Annotated in this window: 16 protein-coding genes; 12 read left to right on the forward strand and 4 right to left on the reverse strand. The window is 57.9% G+C overall.

The annotated features are described in order from the left end of the window. Positions 1 to 105 precede the first annotated feature (105 nt). The 3 genes from ACFSO0_RS06225 to ACFSO0_RS06235 all read left to right on the forward strand — a co-directional run bounded on the left by ACFSO0_RS06225 (position 106) and on the right by ACFSO0_RS06235 (position 3365). Positions 106 to 1929 carry an SgrR family transcriptional regulator gene (locus ACFSO0_RS06225; protein WP_376877858.1) on the forward strand — a complete coding sequence of 608 codons (1824 nt, stop codon included), beginning with the start codon at positions 106 to 108 and terminating at the stop codon, positions 1927 to 1929. Positions 1930 to 2005: 76 nt separating this feature from the next. Then, positions 2006 to 2473, forward strand: coding sequence for a metal-dependent hydrolase (locus tag ACFSO0_RS06230; RefSeq protein WP_376877861.1), 468 nt, complete (start codon positions 2006 to 2008; stop codon positions 2471 to 2473). A 13-nt stretch (positions 2474 to 2486) separates the two neighbouring features. After that, positions 2487 to 3365: a proline iminopeptidase-family hydrolase gene (locus ACFSO0_RS06235; RefSeq protein ID WP_376877864.1), complete on the forward strand. Its 879-nt coding sequence runs from the start codon at positions 2487 to 2489 to the stop codon at positions 3363 to 3365. 77 nt (positions 3366 to 3442) lie between these two features. On the opposite strand, the gene ACFSO0_RS06240 is transcribed toward ACFSO0_RS06235, so the two are convergent. Next, positions 3443 to 5092 carry a hypothetical protein gene (locus ACFSO0_RS06240; RefSeq protein WP_376877867.1) on the reverse strand — a complete coding sequence of 550 codons (1650 nt, stop codon included), beginning with the start codon at positions 5090 to 5092 and terminating at the stop codon, positions 3443 to 3445. A gap of 258 nt (positions 5093 to 5350) precedes the next feature. On the opposite strand from ACFSO0_RS06240, the gene ACFSO0_RS06245 reads away from it, so the two are divergent. The 3 genes from ACFSO0_RS06245 to ACFSO0_RS06255 all read left to right on the forward strand — a co-directional run bounded on the left by ACFSO0_RS06245 (position 5351) and on the right by ACFSO0_RS06255 (position 8827). Further along, positions 5351 to 6265: a LysR family transcriptional regulator gene (locus ACFSO0_RS06245; protein WP_376877870.1), complete on the forward strand. Its 915-nt coding sequence runs from the start codon at positions 5351 to 5353 to the stop codon at positions 6263 to 6265. A gap of 112 nt (positions 6266 to 6377) precedes the next feature. Continuing rightward, on the forward strand, positions 6378 to 7481 hold the full coding sequence (locus ACFSO0_RS06250) for a citrate synthase (protein WP_376877873.1): 1104 nt from the start codon (positions 6378 to 6380) through the stop codon (positions 7479 to 7481). A 317-nt stretch (positions 7482 to 7798) separates the two neighbouring features. Next, entirely contained in the window at positions 7799 to 8827 is a 1029-nt protein-coding gene (locus tag ACFSO0_RS06255; RefSeq protein WP_376877876.1) for an NADH:flavin oxidoreductase/NADH oxidase, read from the forward strand. Between the two features lie 92 nt (positions 8828 to 8919). Here the strand turns inward: ACFSO0_RS06255 and ACFSO0_RS06260 are convergent, their stop codons facing one another. Genes ACFSO0_RS06260 through ACFSO0_RS06270 form a run of 3 tightly spaced genes read right to left on the reverse strand, consistent with a single transcriptional unit; the run spans position 8920 to position 12369 of the window. Continuing rightward, positions 8920 to 10239, reverse strand: a complete 1320-nt coding sequence (locus ACFSO0_RS06260; protein ID WP_376877879.1) for a DUF4129 domain-containing protein — start codon at positions 10237 to 10239, stop codon at positions 8920 to 8922. Next, positions 10236 to 11426, reverse strand: a complete 1191-nt coding sequence (locus ACFSO0_RS06265) for a DUF58 domain-containing protein (RefSeq protein WP_376877882.1) — start codon at positions 11424 to 11426, stop codon at positions 10236 to 10238. The genes ACFSO0_RS06260 and ACFSO0_RS06265 overlap by 4 nt, the downstream gene beginning before the upstream one ends. 4 nt (positions 11427 to 11430) lie before the next feature. Next, a complete protein-coding gene (locus ACFSO0_RS06270; protein ID WP_376877885.1) occupies positions 11431 to 12369 on the reverse strand; it encodes an AAA family ATPase in 939 nt (312 codons plus the stop codon). A gap of 248 nt (positions 12370 to 12617) precedes the next feature. Here ACFSO0_RS06270 and ACFSO0_RS06275 point away from each other — a divergent pair, with 248 nt between their 5' ends. The 6 genes from ACFSO0_RS06275 (at position 12618) to ACFSO0_RS06300 (ending at position 18735) form a co-directional block, all read left to right on the forward strand. After that, complete coding sequence (locus ACFSO0_RS06275) at positions 12618 to 14174, forward strand: sensor histidine kinase (protein ID WP_376877888.1); 1557 nt, start codon at positions 12618 to 12620, stop codon at positions 14172 to 14174. Continuing rightward, positions 14167 to 14790: a response regulator gene (locus ACFSO0_RS06280; RefSeq protein ID WP_376877891.1), complete on the forward strand. Its 624-nt coding sequence runs from the start codon at positions 14167 to 14169 to the stop codon at positions 14788 to 14790. The genes ACFSO0_RS06275 and ACFSO0_RS06280 overlap by 8 nt, the downstream gene beginning before the upstream one ends. Before the next feature lie 40 nt (positions 14791 to 14830). Further along, positions 14831 to 15985 (forward strand): HD-GYP domain-containing protein, encoded by a 1155-nt coding sequence (locus tag ACFSO0_RS06285; protein WP_376877894.1) that lies wholly within the window; start codon positions 14831 to 14833, stop codon positions 15983 to 15985. 203 nt (positions 15986 to 16188) lie between these two features. Continuing rightward, the gene (locus ACFSO0_RS06290) at positions 16189 to 16755 is read left to right on the forward strand and encodes a signal peptidase I (RefSeq protein ID WP_376877897.1); all 567 of its coding nucleotides are present in this window, start codon (positions 16189 to 16191) and stop codon (positions 16753 to 16755) included. Then, positions 16752 to 18077: a TasA family protein gene (locus ACFSO0_RS06295; RefSeq protein ID WP_376877900.1), complete on the forward strand. Its 1326-nt coding sequence runs from the start codon at positions 16752 to 16754 to the stop codon at positions 18075 to 18077. The genes ACFSO0_RS06290 and ACFSO0_RS06295 overlap by 4 nt, the downstream gene beginning before the upstream one ends. Then, the gene (locus ACFSO0_RS06300; RefSeq protein WP_376877903.1) at positions 18070 to 18735 is read left to right on the forward strand and encodes a hypothetical protein; all 666 of its coding nucleotides are present in this window, start codon (positions 18070 to 18072) and stop codon (positions 18733 to 18735) included. The genes ACFSO0_RS06295 and ACFSO0_RS06300 overlap by 8 nt, the downstream gene beginning before the upstream one ends. The last annotated feature ends 12 nt before the right edge of the window (positions 18736 to 18747 follow it).

Below are 18747 nucleotides of genomic sequence, written 5' to 3' on the forward strand. Positions count from 1 at the left end.
TCCCCTTTTGCTGTGGCGAGGTCTGGGCAGAGCGGCAATGGCTTGTCCAGCCAGGGTTTCACATGCTCGGGGAAGCAAGCGAGACGGCAAAGAGGGTGGATAGCGGTGCAGATCGCCTGTCATTACTTGCGGCTCCGCCAGCATTTTGCCCATGTGGCGGAAGGCGTGTGGCAGCAGGTCACGCTCCAGGAGCTTGCTGACGTGTTTTGCTGTACGGTGCGCAATGCGAAGATGGTCATACGGCAGCTCGTGGAGCAGCAATGGCTGGAATGGCTGCCGGGCAGGGGCAGGGGGCACGTCTCCCGGATTCGTTTTCTCACGTCCCGCGAGCAGATCGTCCTGCCGCTCGCGCAAGCGCACGTCCAGCAGGGCGACTGGGAAAAAGCGATGCAGCTGCTAAATGAGTGGAAAGTATCGGGCAAGGCCAGGGAGCGGTTTTTTGACTGGCTGTCCGGGCAGTTCGGCTTTCGCACCGAGACGGACGAGGTGCGCACGCGCGATACGCTGCGGATGTCTTTCTACCGGACGATTCCGGCGCTGGACCCGGCGTTCGTGGGACGGGTGACGGAATCGCACATGGTGAGGCAGTTGTTTGACACTTTGATTCGCTACGACGAGAAAACGGGAACCTTTACGCCGCACATCGCCCATTTCTGGGAGGCGAATGAAGAAGGGACGGAGTGGACGTTTTATTTGCGCAAAGGGGTGCTGTTTCACCACGGACGGGAGCTGACGGCGGGCGATGTCGTCTGGACGTTCGGGCGCATCGCAGACCCGCGGACCGGCTCCCCGTATCGCTGGATGGTACAGGATGTGGCGGAGGTCGTCGCCGTCAGGGACACGATCGTGCGCTTCCGGATGTCGCGCCCCAATTATTTGCTGCTGCCCATCCTCGCGTCTTACCGCCTGTCTATCGTGCCCCGGGAAGTGGTCGAGCATAAAGGCAGCCTGTTTCCCCGCGAGCCGGTGGGCAGCGGTCCGTTTACGCTGGTGGAAAACAGCGACCGGATGTTTGTTTTGGAGGCGTTCCCCTCCTACTTTTTGGGACGCGCCCATCTGGATCGGGTGGAAATCTGGATCGTCCCGGAGCACAGGCAGCCGCAGCAGCCGATCCCGCCCATCGCAGGCGAAGTGCACGTCCTGCAGCCGATGCTCGATCAGGAGGGGAACAGGGAAAAATGGCAGGAGCTGCGGCAGATGGAAAAAGGCTGCAAGTACATCGCCTTTAATCTGAACCGGAAAGGACCCCAGCAGCATCAAGCGTTTCGCGAGGCCGTCGACCGCCTGCTGGACCGGAAAAAAATGATTCGCGAGGTGGCAGGTACAAGATACGTGCCTGCAACCGGCTTTATCCTCGATTGGCAGAAAGAAGCCGCCTCTATGCCACCACCGCCGCCGCTCGATCGGCAGGAGGCGGCCGAACTGCTCGCGGCCAGCGGCTACCGGGGAGAGACGCTCATGCTGTACACGTACAAAGGCGCGGGGAACGAGCAGGACGCAGCCTGGCTGCAGCAGGAGCTGGGCAGCATGGGGATCGCGGTGGAAGTGGTCGTCGTGCCGATCGAGGAGCTGAACAAGCCGCAGACGCTGCTTGCGGCTGATCTGATCGTGGCAGGGGAAGTGTTTGACGACCAGCTGCTGCTCGCAATGGTGGAGATGTACAAATCTGACCGCAGCTTTATCCGTCTGCTGTGGGACGAGCAGCTACGCGAGGCGATCGATCGGACGATGGACCAGCTCATGCGGGAAGCCGAGCCAGAGCGGCAAAAGGCTTGCTTGCTGCAGGCCGAGGAACTGCTGAAGGAGCGCTATGCCATGCTGTTTTTGTTCCATTCCCTCCAGCAGTCGGCCTATCACTCGCAGCTTGCGGGCGTCTCCCTGAACGCCCTGGGCTTCGTCGATTACAAAGACATCTGGTTCAAGCCTTGAGGGAAAAAATAACAGCTTGCCTGCACACGGGCGATGCAGAAGATACTAGACTACCAATGAAAGTGTGTGAAGGCAAATGACGTGGAAAACACATCTCCTGCTCGGAGCCATGGCCGGCTACTGCGCGGACCCTACCTGGAAGGGGATCGCAGTGGGCGGCGCGATGGCTCTGCTGCCTGACGTCGATCAGGCAAAAAGCAAGGTCGGGAGCATCGTCCGCCCGTTATCGGCAGCGGTGCAAAAAGGAATCGGGCACCGGACGCTGACGCATTCATGGGTGATGCTGCTGCTCCCGGCGCTTCTCTTTGGCGATACGCCGCTCGCCCAGGCGGCGCTCTACGGCCTCATGTCCCATCTGCTTGGCGATGCGCTGGTCGGGCGGGTGCAGTTTTTGTGGCCGATCAAGCAAGGCTGGGTGGGAATCAAAGTGTCCAAAGCGATGTACCGCACCGTAGACCGCCTCGTCTTTTACGCGGCCATCTGCTACTTGCTGTATTGGTGCTGCAACGGAGGGGCAGAGCAGCTGATTGAATCCTTTATATAATGGAGGGAATAGCATGCAACGCAAGGAAGGATTCATTGAAGTTCCGGGAGGGAGAGTCTGGTACAACCTCCTGGGCGGAGAACATCGCGGGAAGACGCCGCTCATCGTTCTGCACGGCGGGCCTGGCAACACGCATGACCCGCTTCAGGCGGTGCTGCACGTTTTGGCCGACGAGCGTCCGGTCATCTTTTACGACCAGCTGGGATCAGGTCATTCGGACCGGCCGGCAGACGATTCCCTGTGGACGACAGGGCGGTTCGTCGATGAGCTGATCGCGATTCGGGAAGCGCTCGATTTGCGTGAACTACATATTTTGGGGCACTCCTGGGGTACGATGCTGGCGGCGGCATACCTCGTCGACCGCAAGCCGGAGGGCGTGAAAAGCGTCATTTTTTCCAGCCCGTGTCTGAGTGCCATGCGTTGGAAGGAAGATGCGGATCGCCTTCTGGCCCAACTGCCGCCGGATGTGCAAGAGACCATTGCGCGCCACGAAGCGGCGGGGACAACAGATCACACGGAGTACCAGGAAGCCATGAAAGTGTACTACAGCAGGCATGTCTGCCGGATCGATCCGTTGCCGGCCGCCTTGGCGGAGAGCCGTCCCAGAGGAAACAAGGAAATTTACATGAAAATGTGGGGGCCGTCCGAATTTTGCCCGACAGGAACGCTCAAGACGTTCGATTATACGCCAAGGCTGCATGAGATCGACAATCCTGCGCTGTTCGTCTGCGGGCGATACGACGAAGCAACCCCGGAGTCGACCGGATACTATCAGTCGCTCGTGCCGGGGGCAAAGCTGCACGTCTTTGAAAACAGCTCCCACGTCAGCTATCTGGAGGAAAGCGAAGCCTATTTCCAGACCGTCCGCGCCTTTTTGCGCCGGGCAGACTAAGGCGGGAGCCATCGGGAAGACACAGCGAACGCAAAAAAGCGCGGGAACTTGCTTCCCGCGCTTTATGCCGGCGCAGCTTACGGCATCATGAACTGCTGCAAGAGGTCCTGATGCTCTGCCATGAACTTTTGGGCGGAGAGGCTGACTTCTTGTTGAATGCCCATCATTTGCTCGTCGGTGAGGGTAGCCACGTTGACGGAGTTGTCCGGGGTCATCGCCGGAATGTCCAGCGGCTTGCCGAACTCGGTCTTTGCTTTCAGCTTGAAGCTGACGCCTTTTGGCATGTCGGGAGACGGATTGGCAAAGGCGATCTTCACGCTGCCCTCCGAGTCGATGCCGTTGTCCGTTTTGGTCTCGGATACCGTTACATTGCCGGAGAGGGAAACGGGCTTCGGTTCATATTCGTCCTGGAACGAGAGCGTGAAGTTGTACGTGCCGTTCTCTTTCTTGCCTTCCTTGGTTGTCTCGAAGTTCGTTTTGAAATCGAGCGCGTTTTCGCCTGCTTCTTTGACGGCGACGCCGACGGTGCCTGTCGTCTTGCCGCTCTTCTCGGACGCTTTGTAGGTGATGGTCAGCGCGCTGTCCTGCGCATCTTCCGGATTGAGGAAGGAGTAACGGTAGTACGTGTCGCCGCCGTTTTGGTAGGTTGCGCTGTTCCAGAACACTTTTTCCTCGTTGCCTTGCTCGCCGGTAAAGAGCAGTTTGCGCGACAAAATCTGGTGGTCGCTATCGATCAGCATGACCATTTTCAGCTGTTCCTTGCTGGTCGAGGTGTCGTTTTTGATGCTTGCCAGCAGGTCATCCAAGCCTTTGTCGTAATTTTTCCTGAAATCTTCCTTGGAAAGCTCTTCGACGGGATAGCCGCTGTCCGCCATCAGCACGGCGACATTGTGGTAACGGCTGTAGATCAGGTCAAACAGCTTCTGGTCGGCCTTGGCCTTCTCCGCGATTTGCGCAGCCAGAGCGCGTGCCTCTTCTTGCGTGAAGCTCACGGTCACTTCCCGGGCGCCTGCCTGGAAACCTTCCTCGGAGAATGCCGCGTCTTTCTTGAGGGTCACCTGGCTGTCTTTCAGGCTGCTGGCGTAGAGCAGCGCGTAAGGCGTGAGCACGCTCTTTACTTCGTCCTGCTTGATCGCCATGGCATTGTACAGGTCGCGGTAGGTTATGAAACGCTTCGGCAGCTCCTGGCCCAGCTTTTGCTGCAGCGCTGCGCGGTCCTTCAGATCGACGTAGCCGTATTTGGCGTAAAATTCGGGGAGGCGGAAGCCGACGATTGAGTCGTTCATGAAGTATTCAAAGGTGGCCAGCTTCTTGTCCGCAAGATGCACTTCCAGATTTCCGGACTGCTGACGCTTTTGGTCGTCGATGCTGCTTGTCATGACCAGCTTGGCGTCTTTCAGCAGATCGAGCACTTTCTGCGCCTGCGGGTCCGGGATCGTCGCATCGAGGTTGATATCGCCGAGCTCGGCTGTGGAATGGACCGGCTTCTCCAGATACGGCTGCATGTACGCTTCGTATTTTCCGTAGGCTTGCGAGATGCTGTCGGACATTTTCAGCATGCTTTCGGCTTCCGACTGCAGGTAGATGGTTTTGGCGCTTTTGAACAGATCCAGCTTCGCGTACGCCGTTCCCAATCCACCCAGGACAACGACGGCTGCCACACCGGCGATCAGCAGCGGCTTTTTGAGGCTCTTGCGCGGCGTGGTCACGTTTGTTGCAGTTTCCATGAAGTTCCTCCCTTGGTTTCTCTCTTTATGTTTTTGGAGTGCGAAACTGTTTCGCGCACTCGATTTTGTATTGTACCATAAAGGGAGTACATGGAATGTATGTTGCAGTAAAAAATTTCTAAAAACAGGAAATTAGACCCGATTGAAAAAACGACAAAAAATCGGATGAATCTCCCCGGTTTTACTTCCAGGCGGGGAGACATATTTGACGCAATGGTTATCGTTTCATTGAGAGCGAGGAAACAGGAGGGAAAACAAGTGGATTTTCGCGTGCTGCAAACGTTCATGGTGGCGGCGACGACGGAAAACTTTCATCAGACGGCAGAAGCATTGTACATCGCTCAGCCAACCGTCAGCCAGCATATCAGGCAATTGGAAAAGGAACTCGGGATCGAACTGTTTGAACGCGTGGGCAAGCGGGTGAGATTGACTGCCGCCGGAAAGCGCTATTTGCCGCACGCGAAAGCACTCTTGGAGGAGTGGCATCACGGGGTGGAGGACTTGCAGGCATGGCGGCAGGGCTATCGGGAAAAGTTGCAGATCGCCGTCTCTCCCATCATCGCCCGCGCGCGGCTGTCCCACTTGCTGCATCGGTACACCAAGCTCTATCCGGATGTCGATCTGTCCATCAAAGTCGCGGATTCCGTGGAGATCGGTCCTCTGGTGCAGAGCGGACAGGCTGACATCGGCCTCTCCCGAATGGTGCCGGGGGAATTCCAGCTTGCCACGTACTTACTATACGAAGACCCGGTTGTGTTTGCCGTGCCGACCAACGGGGGCGATATCGATTCTCCTTTGCCAGACTGGGAGATGGAGCTGCAAACGAAGCGGCTGTTGACCCATAATCATCCGGGCTACTGGGATGAGCTGCTCCTGGTCTTGCGCCAGCGCGGCTTGTCCCTGCGCACGATGGCTGTCTCACAGGTGGACATCACCAAGCGATTTATTGAGGAGGGGCTGGGTGTCTCCTTTTTGCCCCGCACGGCGATCAGCCGGGATTTGTTTGAAAACAGGTTTATCGAGCTGCCGACGCCCGGTCTCACCTTGCCCAGAGTGGCTTCCTATCTCGTGATGCCAAAAGGGGGCATCACCGATCCGGCTCAGCACTTCGTCGACCTGTTGTACACGTTGTACGCGCCGATGCCGCCGGTAGGAATTTCAGGGCGCACATAGCCCATATTATAATAATGATTCATAATCAATGCGCTGATATTGTTCTATTTTATTTACGAATACGAATTATGTATACTAAAGGAAAGAAAAGACAATGCAAGGAGTGGGATCAATGAGCAAACAACACCCGTTGGCAATTGGTCTGGATGGTATCGCCGTAGCGGAGACGGATCTCAGTCTCGTGGACGGAACGGAAGGCTTGCTCGTATACCGCGGGCATTGGGCGCGGGATCTGGCCATTCACCATACGTTTGAAGAAGTCGCCCACTTGCTCTGGTTCGGCCATTTACCCAGCGCGGAGGAACTGGCAGAGTTCAGCGGCAAGCTGAAAGCGAATCGGGAACTGCCCGAGCATGTCAAAGGCATCTTGCGGCTCATCCCGGCGGATGTGGACATGATGAGCGTACTGCGCACAGGCGTCTCGGCGCTCGGCAGTCCGGCGAACGGCTGGCCGCCCACTATCGACGAAGTGATTTCCCTGACCGCGAAAATGCCGACGATCGTCGCTTACCGCTTCGCCTGTCTGCAAGGACGGGAGCCGGCAGCGCCGAATCCAGAGCTGGGTCACACGGCCAACTACCTGTACATGCTGAAAGGCGAAAAGCCGAACCCTGCCCATGTGCGCGCGCTGGACGCTTATCTGATCCTGACACAGGAGCACGGCATGAACGCCTCTACTTTCGCCGGACGGGTCGTCAGCTCGACGGAATCGGATCTGGTGTCGGCCATTACGGCGGCGATCGGGACATTGAAAGGACCGCTGCATGGCGGTGCGCCGTCAGAGGTCACCGAGATGATCGAGGCGATCGGCACCAAAGAAAACGCGGAGCCGTGGCTGCGCAACAAGCTGGAGAACGGCGAACGGCTGATGGGCTTTGGCCATCGCGTCTACAAGACGATTGACCCGCGCGCGACGGCCTTGCGCGTCGTGGCATCCGAACTGTCTGCGGGCGACCGCTGGTTCGATCTGGCGACACATGTGGAAAAAGTCGGCTTGCAGCTTCTGGAAGAATACAAGCCGGGCCGCAAGCTGAATACGAACGTCGAGTTTTTCGCCGCAGCCGTCATGCGCGCGGTCGGTCTGGACGATGACCTGTTCACGCCGACCTTTGCAGTGAGCCGCGTGGTGGGCTGGAGCGCGCACGTGCTGGAGCAGGCGGGCAAAAACCGGATTATCCGCCCGCAGTCGAATTACATCGGCCCGATGCCGGAATAAACGGATCGGGGAGACGAGAGCAGGAGCACCCTCTGGGGAATGAAACTTTCCCGCAGAGGGTTTTTTTGCGTGGGTCGTCACCATTCTTCCTAGCTCGGGGAGCTATTGTCCATGAAGGCGGTTTCATTCCGGAGGCAAACAGAACTGCATACTGCTTCGCCAAAGTGCAGGGAGGCATTGCATGCGCAGCGTTCTTTTGGCATGATGAATGCAAAACGTGGTTGCGCCGATTTTTGTGGGGCGGCTTCGTTGCGCGCGTGCGGGACGGGGGGTGCTTCTTTCCTGACCGCATGAAATAGAACAGAGGAGTGGAACAAATGGCGTTGTTGTCTTCCCCGTTTCAAGTAAAAGGCCTTACGTTGAAAAACCGGATTGTCATGCCGCCGATGTGCCAATACTCAGTGGAGGCCCATGACGGTACGCCGACGGACTGGCACTTTGTCCACTACGTTTCCCGGGCGGTCGGAGGAACCGGCCTGATCATCGTGGAGATGACGGATGTCGAGCCGGACGGGCGGATTTCCAACCGCGATCTGGGCTTGTGGTCGGATGAGCAAATTCCGGCTTTTGCCCGCATCGTCTCTGAGGTGCACAAGTACGGCGCCAAAATCGGAGTTCAGATCGCTCACGCCGGACGCAAGGCAGAAGATGCAGAAGTGCCTGTATCTGCCTCCGCAATCGCATTCCCCGGCTCCCGCTACAAAACGCCGCGGGCTTTGACCACCGAGGAAGTGCAGGGAATGGTACAAAAGTTTGCCGATTCGGCGAGACGCGCCGTCGAGGCAGGCATGGACACGATTGAAATTCACGGCGCGCACGGGTATTTGATCCACCAGTTCCATTCGCCGCTGACGAACAAGCGGGATGACCAATATGGAAAAGACCCGGCATTGTTCGGAGTGGAAGTGATCCAGGCGGTCAAAAAGGTCATTCCGGAAGACATGCCGCTGCTCATGCGCGTCTCTGCCATTGAATACGTGGACGGCGGGTACGGTCTGGAGTACAGTACGGAGCTGTGCCGCAGATACAAGGAAGCAGGCGTCGACGTCTTCCATCTGTCCAGCGGCGGAGAAGGACCGATCGGCTCCGCCGGCCGTCCGGGTGTCCATCCGGGCTACCAGGTGCCGTTTGCGCGCGCCATCAAGCAAGCGTTGGACGTGCCGGTGATCGCAGTCGGGAATCTGGACGATCCCAAGCTGGCAGAAGCCTCCCTCGGCAACGGCGACACCGATCTGGTGGCGGTCGGACGCGGCATGCTGCGCGACCCGTACTGGGCGTTGCACGCGATTCAGGCGCTCTCGCCGGAGGAGCTGGAGCCGCCGAAGCAGTACGGACGTGCCTTTTAATCAAGCCATATGACCATTTGATACAGCAGCAGCCCCTCGCGCGGAGATGAATCCGTGGCGAGGGGCTGCTTTTTGTTTGTTGGCCGGACCTGCTAGGTCAACGGCTTTTCCCGCAAGGCGCGCACGGCCTGCTGCATCGCCGTCAGGTCGGCAGGAGAAAGAGACTGCTCGCGGTAGCGATACTGCTCGTAATAGCGGGTGATCTGCCTCGCCAGTTCGATGGTCGAAGGGTCGTGCCAGCTCTGTTGCAGCCGGCGCAAATACTCCTGACTGGTCTCGAAGCGATGGATCGGGATGCCTTTAGCTGCGGTGTACTGCAAAAACTGGTAGTAGGCGTAGCGGACCGGATCGTCTGCCCGGCCGGGCGCTTTTTTGAACCATTGGCGCACTTCCCGGAGAAGGCGGGCGTCTTCCCTGTCTTCAGTCGGGAGGGGAGTCCACGCGGCTTCAGCAGCGGGAGCCGTTTGTACGATCGTATCGCTTTTGCGAAACCGCCTTTTCCAGATCGCTCTGCCCAGTGCAGCGATGACGACCAGGGAGACGGTAGCCAGCATATACGGCTCCAGCAGGGAGAGCAGCGGCTCGCCCGTATCGACGGGCAAAAGACTCTGGTCTCCGCTTTGGCCCTGATTTGCGAGCAAGTCGTCCACGCGTGGGTCTGTCCCCAATACGCCGGACAGACCTTCCGCCCATTCCGTCAGCTTTTCCAGGAGAGGCTGGCTCAACCGGTACAGGACGCTGCCGAGCAGGCCCTTCGCCCAGCCCCACAAAAGGCCGAGCAGCCCGAGGACGACAGCAGCGGCCGCCGCATAGCCGATGAGCAATAGCGAGTGTGAAGCCAGCAACTGTCCGCCCAGCCTGACGCGGATCGGGAGCGGCGGGCGCACGGCTGCGTCGCGCTCGCGTGTGACGTATTCGAGCAGACCGATCACTAGGTAGCTCCCGAGCGTCAACGCCATCATCCCGTAGTAGGGAGTGGCATCGAACGCTGCCGCGTGAACGGCTGCCCCGAACAGGGCAGCCAGCGCCAGCTTCATGAGGCAGGCCATCAGGGCGAGCACGAACCGCCGCTGCAGGGCGGCATGGCTGACGCCTGCGGACGCCACGGCATGAATGCGCCAGTAGTACAGGGAAGCTGCGAGGAGCGCGATCATCCAGGAGCCGAAGACCAGGTAAGCGAGCGCACCTGCACCGGCGACGAGAAGATAGAGCAAAGCCTGCAGGAGAGAATGCCGTCCGCCTTCGTGAAAGACGATCCCGCCCAGGACGAAAAGCAGCGAGACGAACACGCCAAACAGCAGAAAGTTTTCAAGGCTTGCAGACAACAAGCCAAACAGCATCACGACGCCTGCGAGAAGCAGCGCTTCGAGCCAAAAGGCAAGCGCCCAGCGTCCAATCGTCGCATACGTCATCGCGCGATCCTCCTTCCGCTCACGGAACGCCCCGGCTCGCAGCGGCGCAGCACGGCCGTCTCTGCGGCGACATCCAGCACCGCCACCTTGTGCCCGCGGCGGAGAAGCCGTTCGATAGCCTGCTCGGCCGCTTCGTCCAGACGAGGGGTGACGAGCAGAATCGCTTCCCGGGCAGGGCTCGTCTCCAATCGGCGGAGGAGCGGGGCGAGCGGAGTCGTGACGAAAGTATGCATCTGGGCGAGCTGGGTCATCACATGCAGGTGGTGGCTTTTTCCGCTGCCTGCCGCCAGATGGTACTGGTAGCGTCCACGCTGCCGGACGGTGAGGAACAGCTCGTAGCCGAGCGCGCGCTTGCGGCACAGGATGGACAGCGCGGCCAGGCAGGAAATCGTCCGTTCGTTGATACTGTCGTTGTGCCGCTGCAGCAAAGGCTCGTACGAAGGCAAAATATGGCCGACGATGCGCCAGTCGGACCTTGCCGTGTGCTCGAACACCCGCGTCTGATGGACGCCGGTCCTGGCGGTCGCCTTCCAGTGGATATGCTTGAAGCGGTCACCCGGAATGTAGGGACGTACGCCGCGCTGAAAGGTGACATCCTCCTGCTTGCGCTGCCGTCGGAGCCGGCTGCCGTCCGGGTCGGTATCCGCGAGCGAGACGGGAGGTAAAGGCAACGGGGCGGGATAGACCAGCAAGGATAAAGAAGCCTGCAAAGGAAGGGCAGTCACCTCCTCCGCGAACAGAGGGAGCGACTCGGACTGCACTTCTGTCAGCCAAACGACTCCGCGCTTGTGCGGGGTGAGGGTAAGCACCCGTTCCACTCCCTGCCGGGCAAGCAGATCCAGGCGGAGTCGAACCACCGTCCGCTGCCTGCTCTGCCGCACTTCGTCTGCCCCCTCGACTGTGACGTGATCCGGGAGCGTGAACCGCAGCCAGGTAGCCGGGAGCGGCAGCCAGGAGCGGTTGTGCAGACGCAAGGTGACACGTACTGGCGTGCCCGGCATGACCCGGCTTTGGTCTGCACTCCATTCGAGCTTGATCCAGCGTCTCATGTTTGCGAGCCACCAGCTCTGGACGGCTGGCATGAAAAAGAACAGACCGCCAAACAGCCAGAGGAACCAGCTGCCGGAGAACAGGGCGAACAGCAACAGGAGGAAGCCGATGACGTGAAAGGTCTGCTTCGTGCTCATGGCCTTATACGCTTTCTTCGACCGGTGCCGGTACGCTTTGCAAAATTTGCGCTGCGACCTCCGCCTCCGTGACGTGCAGCTCGGCTTCCATCGACAGGCGAATCCGATGGGTAGCGAGGCTGGGGAATACCCATTTCACGTCGTCCGGCAGTACATAGGAGCGGCCAGCGACAAAGGCAGCAGCCTGGGCGGCACGCAGCAGGGCGAGCATGGCGCGCGGGCTGATCCCTACTTCCACCGAGCGATGCGAGCGCGTGGCCTCCGTCAGGTCGATGACGTAGTCTTCCACGGCCTGGCTCACATGAACGGACGTCACTTGCTGCTGCAGAGCGGCGATTTCGTCGACGGTAATGACTGGTTTGACCTCGCCCAGCGGAGAGTCGCTGCGAAAGCGCCGGAGAATCTCCCGGGAGTCCTCCCGCGTGCCGTAGCCGAGCGACAGCTTGAACAAAAAGCGGTCCAGCTGCGCTTCGGGAAGCGGATACGTGCCTTCCGATTCGATGGGGTTTTGGGTGGCGATCACGAACATGGCAGGCGGGAGCGGCAAGGTGATGCCCTCGATGGTCACCTGGCGTTCTTCCATGCCCTCCAGCAGGCCGGATTGGGTGCGCGGCGTGGCGCGGTTGATTTCATCAGCGAGCAATACATCGGCGAAAATCGGGCCCCTGCGCAGCTCGAACTCTTGTGTGCGCTGATTGTATACGTGCAGCCCGATCACGTCTGACGGCAGAAGATCAGCGGTAAATTGCAGCCGGTTGTACGTCCCGCCGATCGCTTGTGCCAATGTTTTGGCGAGAACCGTTTTGCCCATGCCGGGCAGGTCTTCCAGCAGCACATGGCCGCGTGCGAGCAGGGCCGTGATAAGCAGGCGGATTTGTTCGCTTTTTCCGACAATGACGTGGTTGATGCTGGCCAAGAGGTTATCTACGGGAGAGAGGGTCATGGGAATTCTCCTTTTTTTGAAGAGGTAGGGGCAATGCTCGCGTAATCATTATACAAGCCGCATCCTGATTTTGCCAATTTATCGACAAAATAAATTTTTGTAGAACAAATGTAACTTGACAGATAAAGGTGTTATCAGCGTTCGACATTTTTCATATATTGTCAATGTTTGACATTATCTAGTACGATAGACATATGGTCCTAGTACGGTGAAAGAAAGATGGGCAAAGGGAGACGGGGCACTGTCTGATGAAGTGGTTATTAAAGGAATTTCGTCTTGCAATCTATTTTCTGCAATGGGTGCTCCTTCTGGTTTTCTGCTTTTTCTATATGGATGCTCCTGATTCAGACTATCGATCGTTTGCCATTTTTCTTTTGATCGTCATGGCATATGCACTCATTCTTTGCTATGCGCTCCCGCGAAGAAGATGGTTCATGCTCGGACTGGTCGATATGGGACTGGCTTTGCTTTTTATCTTGGAGACCGGGCAGTGGAAAAGTCCGTTTTTGCTGTACGCGTACTCGACGCTGCTGTGGCTGTTGATGGTCCTGCGGCTGGAGCAGGTCCTGCTGATTCTGATTTTGTTCATTTTGTCCGCATCCCTGCTGCAGGATTCGCTGCCTCTGTCCATCGTGCCGCCCGACATGGATTTTACCGGGCTGCGCCTGATCCTAGACATTTTGCTGTGGGCAATCATGGCGCTGTGTCTTACTGCTTTGTTGCGGTCCATCAAGAAGCTCTACGCGAAATGCTGCCATGTGCTTTTGTACATGCAAAAGGTGGCTGCCCATCCCGAGACGAGCCTGGCGGCGGCAACGGAGCAGCTGGTGCGGCGCGTCTTCGGGGCGGAGCAGGCTTTCTTGTGCCTTTACCACGAGCGGGAAGGAGAGGGAGGTTGGAAGCGGGACTACTTTCTGAATACTCTGTTGGATATGGGGGCAGAGGAATGGAAGCGGATGCAGGTCAAGCAGCTGGATGATTACTCTGGACGCAAAGATACATACATATGCATGCCGCTTCGCCTGGACGGCGAGGCGTGGGGATGCCTTGTCTTTTCCGTCTCCCCGAAGCGCGTCATTCATCGGGGAGAGCGGCTCTTGCTGCGCATCGTGTCTCTCATCGTCTGCCAGCATGGGAAGCAGAACCGGATCAAGTACGAATTGGCCCAGTCCTTGCACGAGGAGATGCGCCGGGATTTGGCGCAGGATATGCACGACGGCCTGGCCCAGCAGCTTTTTTTCCTGCAGGCCCAGTTGTACCAGCTCAAGCGCAAGCTGCCGGGTGAAGTCCAGACACAGGTAGCGGAGCAGCTGGCGCAGATCGAGGAGCGGATCAAGTGGTGTCACGGAGAGGTCCGGCACACCATTACTCATTTGCGAGAGTTTCGCGAGTCCGAGCAGCTGTCCGAAGCGATCGAGCAATTGCTGAAGCGGATGACAGTCGGGACTGAACTGCAGGTGCGCTTTACCTCAAAGGGGAGAGTGCTGGAAGAAGAGCTGCACGTGCTCAATGCGATCTACCGGATGGTGGAGGAGGCGACGGTCAACGTGGTCAAGCATGCGCAGGCGCGCGTCCTGTCGGTGAGCGTAGAGGCGTCATCGCTGCAAGTGAAGGTGCGCGTGCATGACGACGGCATCGGGTTCGTTGCGGATGCAAAAACAACAGAAGACAAACGGTATGGAGTCGTGGGCATGCGGGAGAGGATCGCGCAAGTAGGAGGAACCTTCCATATTCGCTCCAAGCCTAACGAGGGAACGGAAATCATAGCGATTATACCGAGAAAAGGGGTGGAGATGCATGGATAGCGTGAGACTGCTGCTCGCAGACGATCATCGCATCGTGCGTGAGGGGTTGAAAATGATTCTGGAGAGTTCTCCACGCTACACAGTGGTCGCGGAAGCCAGCGACGGAGATGAGGTGCTGGAGAAGGCGCTGGCGGTGAAGCCTGATCTGATCGTCTCCGACTTGAAGATGCCGGGAGTATCGATCATTGAAAGCTGCAAGGTGCTCAAGGAGCAGCTCCCGGACGTCAAGGTCCTGATCCTGACCGCGTTTGACGAGAGCGAGGACGTATTTCGGGCGCTGGAGTCCAACGTGGACGGCTACATCATGAAGGACACGGTTCCCGAGCAGATTCTCCATACGATGGACATGGTGATGATGGGGTATTCGTGCTTCCAGTCCAAGCTGCAGCGCAAGCGCAAGGAAGAGTCCGACATCATCTTCACGGACCGGGAACAGGAAGTGTTTCAGCTGATCGTCGAGAATTTGAGCAATCAGGAGATCGCGCAGCGCCTGTTCATTTCCGAGGCGACGGTCAAGACGCATGTCAGCAGCATTCTTCGCAAGACCGGGCAACCGAATCGTTCTCAGGCTGTGCTGTACGCACTGAAAAAGGGGTTGGTCAAAGTTGCGCCATAACCGCCTTCGCCCCACGCAAAAACAGTAAAGAGGGTTTGTCATGAGGCAAAGGAAACGAAACAGAGACCACGCCAGTTACCTAGCGGATGCCATGTTTTACTGGATTTCCACATTGGTCAGTATTGACGCGGGGATGGCTGTCCTCCTTCAAGCATGCGGTATCATCGCGATCCAGTGGACAGCTATTGTGGGATTGGCCGTTTGCGCGGCTGTCAGCTGGACGGTTTATATTCTGCACAAGCGTTATCTGTTTCCAGAGACGTATACGCTCCATGCTTCTGCTTTTTTGGGAATATGCCTGCTCCTGTTTTTTTGCCTGTACAATCCGCAGGAGTTCAGCGGCTTGTGGACCGTCTTTATTCTCTATCCGTTTTATCTCAGCTTCTTTTACGACCGGGCTGTCTTGTTCATGTGGGGGGCAGCCAGCTACCTGCTCTACGCCTTCAGCCTGGATTGGGGGAAGAGCGGGGTGTTTAGCATGGACGACTTTTTCCACCTGACACTCGCGGCGGCAAGTGCCATTTGCACGTGGATCGGCTATTGCTCCCTCCAGAAGCGGATGGGAGAAGCCAGGGCAGCTACGGAAGAGCACAATCGCGAGTATGCCATTACCCTGCTCAATACGCTGGTCCCGATCGTGGAGCGGAAAACGCAGACGAGCAGCCGGGAGATCGAGCAGATGAGCCGGCTGATCAAACGCATGCTGCGCGAGTTCCCCCAGGAGCAGGTGAGCGACTGGGAGATCAAGCTGCTCTCCCTGCTGCACTACGTCAGCCGCATCAAATTCCCGGACTACGTGTTTGAGACGGATGAAAAGCTGACGGCCTTTGAATACCAGATTATTCAGGAGCATTGCCAGTTCGGCTACGAAATGTTCAGGGACGAGCCGGCTTTTGCCCGCGTAGTCCGCGCCCTGCAAGATCATCACGAGCGCTTTGACGGGTCCGGGTATCCGAAAAAGCTGAAAGGCAACGACATCATCTTGCTGGCGCAAATACTGGGAATCGTCGAGAGCTTTCTGGCGATGACCACGACAAGAACGTACCGGCAGACCGCCACGATCGAAGAAGCCTTTGAGGAAATCTGCACGATGGCCGGGACGACGTTCGACGAGAAGGTGGTCAAGGCGTTCGTCAAATCGGTGCAGATCCATTCCCCCACGAGAGTGTCGAACGTTCCTCCCATGGTGGGGTAGTTTTATGGGCGGCCAACTGAATCCGACTGACCAAAATACTGCTTGCGAAAAGCAGTATTTTTTTTGCTCTCTCATCCTTCCTCCTCCTTCAGTATGAGAAGCCGTCCGTCTGGCGGTTGAAAATCTTCCACCTTTCAAGCTGGCATAGTCCCTCCGACGATGGAAGATACAGGGGGGCGAACCTCGTACAATGAGGGAAAGAGGTGAACGGTGTGGGAATCGTCTGGACAAAGCGTATAGGTCTTCTGTTACTGGCCCTTATTTTCATCTTGAATCTCTTTCTGTACGCAAGCAGCTATTGGAATGCCGATCGCATCCCCGGGATGGGCAACTGGAGAGTGCTCTCCGTCCTGACGGGCAGTATGTCTCCTGCGATCAACGCTGGCGATATGGTGGTCGTCACCCGGTACGCGAGCGCTGTTCCCCAGCCAGGCGATATCGTCACATTTTGGAAGGATGATCAGACGAGGTCTCTGATTACGCACCGCGTCGTCCAGCGGCTGGAAAACGGCTATCTGCAAACCAAAGGCGATGCCAATCAGGAAGCGGATGGCGGCTGGACAGCTCCAGGCAGGCTGGTGGGGAAAGTCGTCTTTACCATTCCGTTCGCGGCGGCCCTGCAGCAGTTTTTCAAAGAGCCGCTTGTCATGGCGGTGATTTTCGCAGGATTTGTAACCTATTTGGTCTATACACAGCGCCGGGCTGGCAGCAGGCAGGACAGTCAGCCAGCATCGCTTCAAACCGAGAAGATTGAGGGGGAACGATCATGAAGTGGGAACAGGTGAAAAACTGGCCGTGGAAGCGGGTCATCTTGGGGACGGCATTCATCTCTTCGATCGCGGTGAGCACCAGCTTTGGCACATACGCGTATTTTACGAGTCAGGCAGATGAATCGACGACATTCGCTGCAGGGAGATTGGAGATCAAGCTGGACGGCGAGACGCACGCGACATTTCAGGCGGAAGGGCATGAGAAGTTCATGCCGGGTGTTCGGATGACCAAGACGATCAGCGTCGAAAACAACAGCGACGTGCCTGTGAAGTACGCGCTCCTGGCGAACAAGGCCGACGGAGATGACGTCGTGTACGACCAGCTGGTGGTGGAGATTCGCCGGACCAGCGACGACGAGCTGATCTATCACGGACGTGTCAGCACCTTGACACAGGCGAATGTTGTCATTCCGGAACTGGATAAAGGCGAGCGGGATCAACTGGAATATACGGTCTATTTGCCGGAGAGCACGGGCAACGAAGTGCAGGAAAAGGCGGCAGAGGTCAGCTTCGGCTTCCTCGCGACCCAGCAGGAGAACGGCGACTACTTTGCCCAGAGCGGTCCCGTCATGACGTTCACGCCGGATGATCTAAGCGGCAAGAAGCTGCTCGACACGATGAAGCTGGCGGAGCGGATCGGAGAAGAGGAAAGCGCGAAGCAAAAGGACGGTGCGGCAGCCAAAGGAATGACCTTTGTGCTGGCGGCTGGCTCATACGATCTGGGCGGGCTGGATCTGCCCAGGAACATCACGTGGAAAGCAGCCCCGGGACAGGAAGGCAAAGTCGTCGTGCGAGCCGACGAACTGTCGGTGGAGGATGTCTCCTTTGACGGAATCCGCTTTGAAGGCAGCGGTACAGGTTTGCTGGTCGGCTCCAACGTGAGCTTCCGAAACTGCACCTTTGGCAGCGGGTTCTCCGAGGCGATTCGCACGGCGGGGGCGAGCGAAAACTCCGCAGATGCAGACAGCGCTGCCGAAAACGGCAAATACCTCGAAGGCTTGACGGTGAAAGACAGCGTCTTTGAAGGAGCAGATCAGGCGATCGTACTCGATCAGACCATCAAGGCCGTATTGATCGCCGGCAATACGTTCAAAGGCGGCAATCATGCGGTCGTCATCGCCAATGACAAGGAGTCGCAGGTCCAGATTGTCGACAACCATTTCGCCAAAGTCGGCCAATACGCGGTGGACAGCGGCGGAGTCCGGGTAGGTGATGGCATTGACGGATTTAAGGAGATCGCGGGAGAAGACAAGGAGACGAAGGAGCTGGCTCTCCATTTGTACAAGGCAGATGTATACCTGGAAAACAACGTCTATGAGTGATGAGCAAAAGGAGTGGTCGAGGACGCGCACGCGGTCGAGAGCGCGTATCGCCCCGCTCCGTGATCAGATCATCGGCAGCGTTTTTCTGCTCGGGCTCGCGCTGTCCTTTTGGGGACAGAGCGATACGACGTACAGCTGGATGTGGCAGGAAGCGAGGGACGCCGGACACGAGTTTGCAGTCGGCCTCCTCGACATTTCCAGCAGCAGCTTCGGCAGCGAGTGGAAGGTTATGCAGGGCGGCAATCAGGTGGTGGACCTGGCGAAGATGATCCCCGGAGACGCCCGGCAAATCAAGGCGACCCTCTCCAAAGGGGCCAGTGACCTGGACTTTTTTTACAAGATCATCGCGCGTGTAAAGGACAGCGGAACGCCTGGCGCGGCTCAAAAACTGGAGGAAGTGCTGCGCATCCGGATCACGGAGGGCACCCAGGAAGTGTACGATGGTCTGGTGAAGGACTTGCATCAGGAGCAGCCGGGAATCGCTCGCCCCAATGGGACTGAGGGCGAGTTTTCGGCGAGTGAGGGAGACAAAACGTTTTTCATTACGGTGTATTTGCCAGCAGAAGGCGTCGACCACGGCTATCAGTCGCTGCAAGGTGAGCTGGAGCTGCGCTTTTTGGCGAAGCAGGCGACACCGAATGCGATCTTCGCGGAGTAAGGGGGGAGTGAC

It is taken from the genome of Brevibacillus sp. GCM10020057, from assembly GCF_042683565.1.
Classification (GTDB): domain Bacteria; phylum Bacillota; class Bacilli; order Brevibacillales; family Brevibacillaceae; genus Brevibacillus.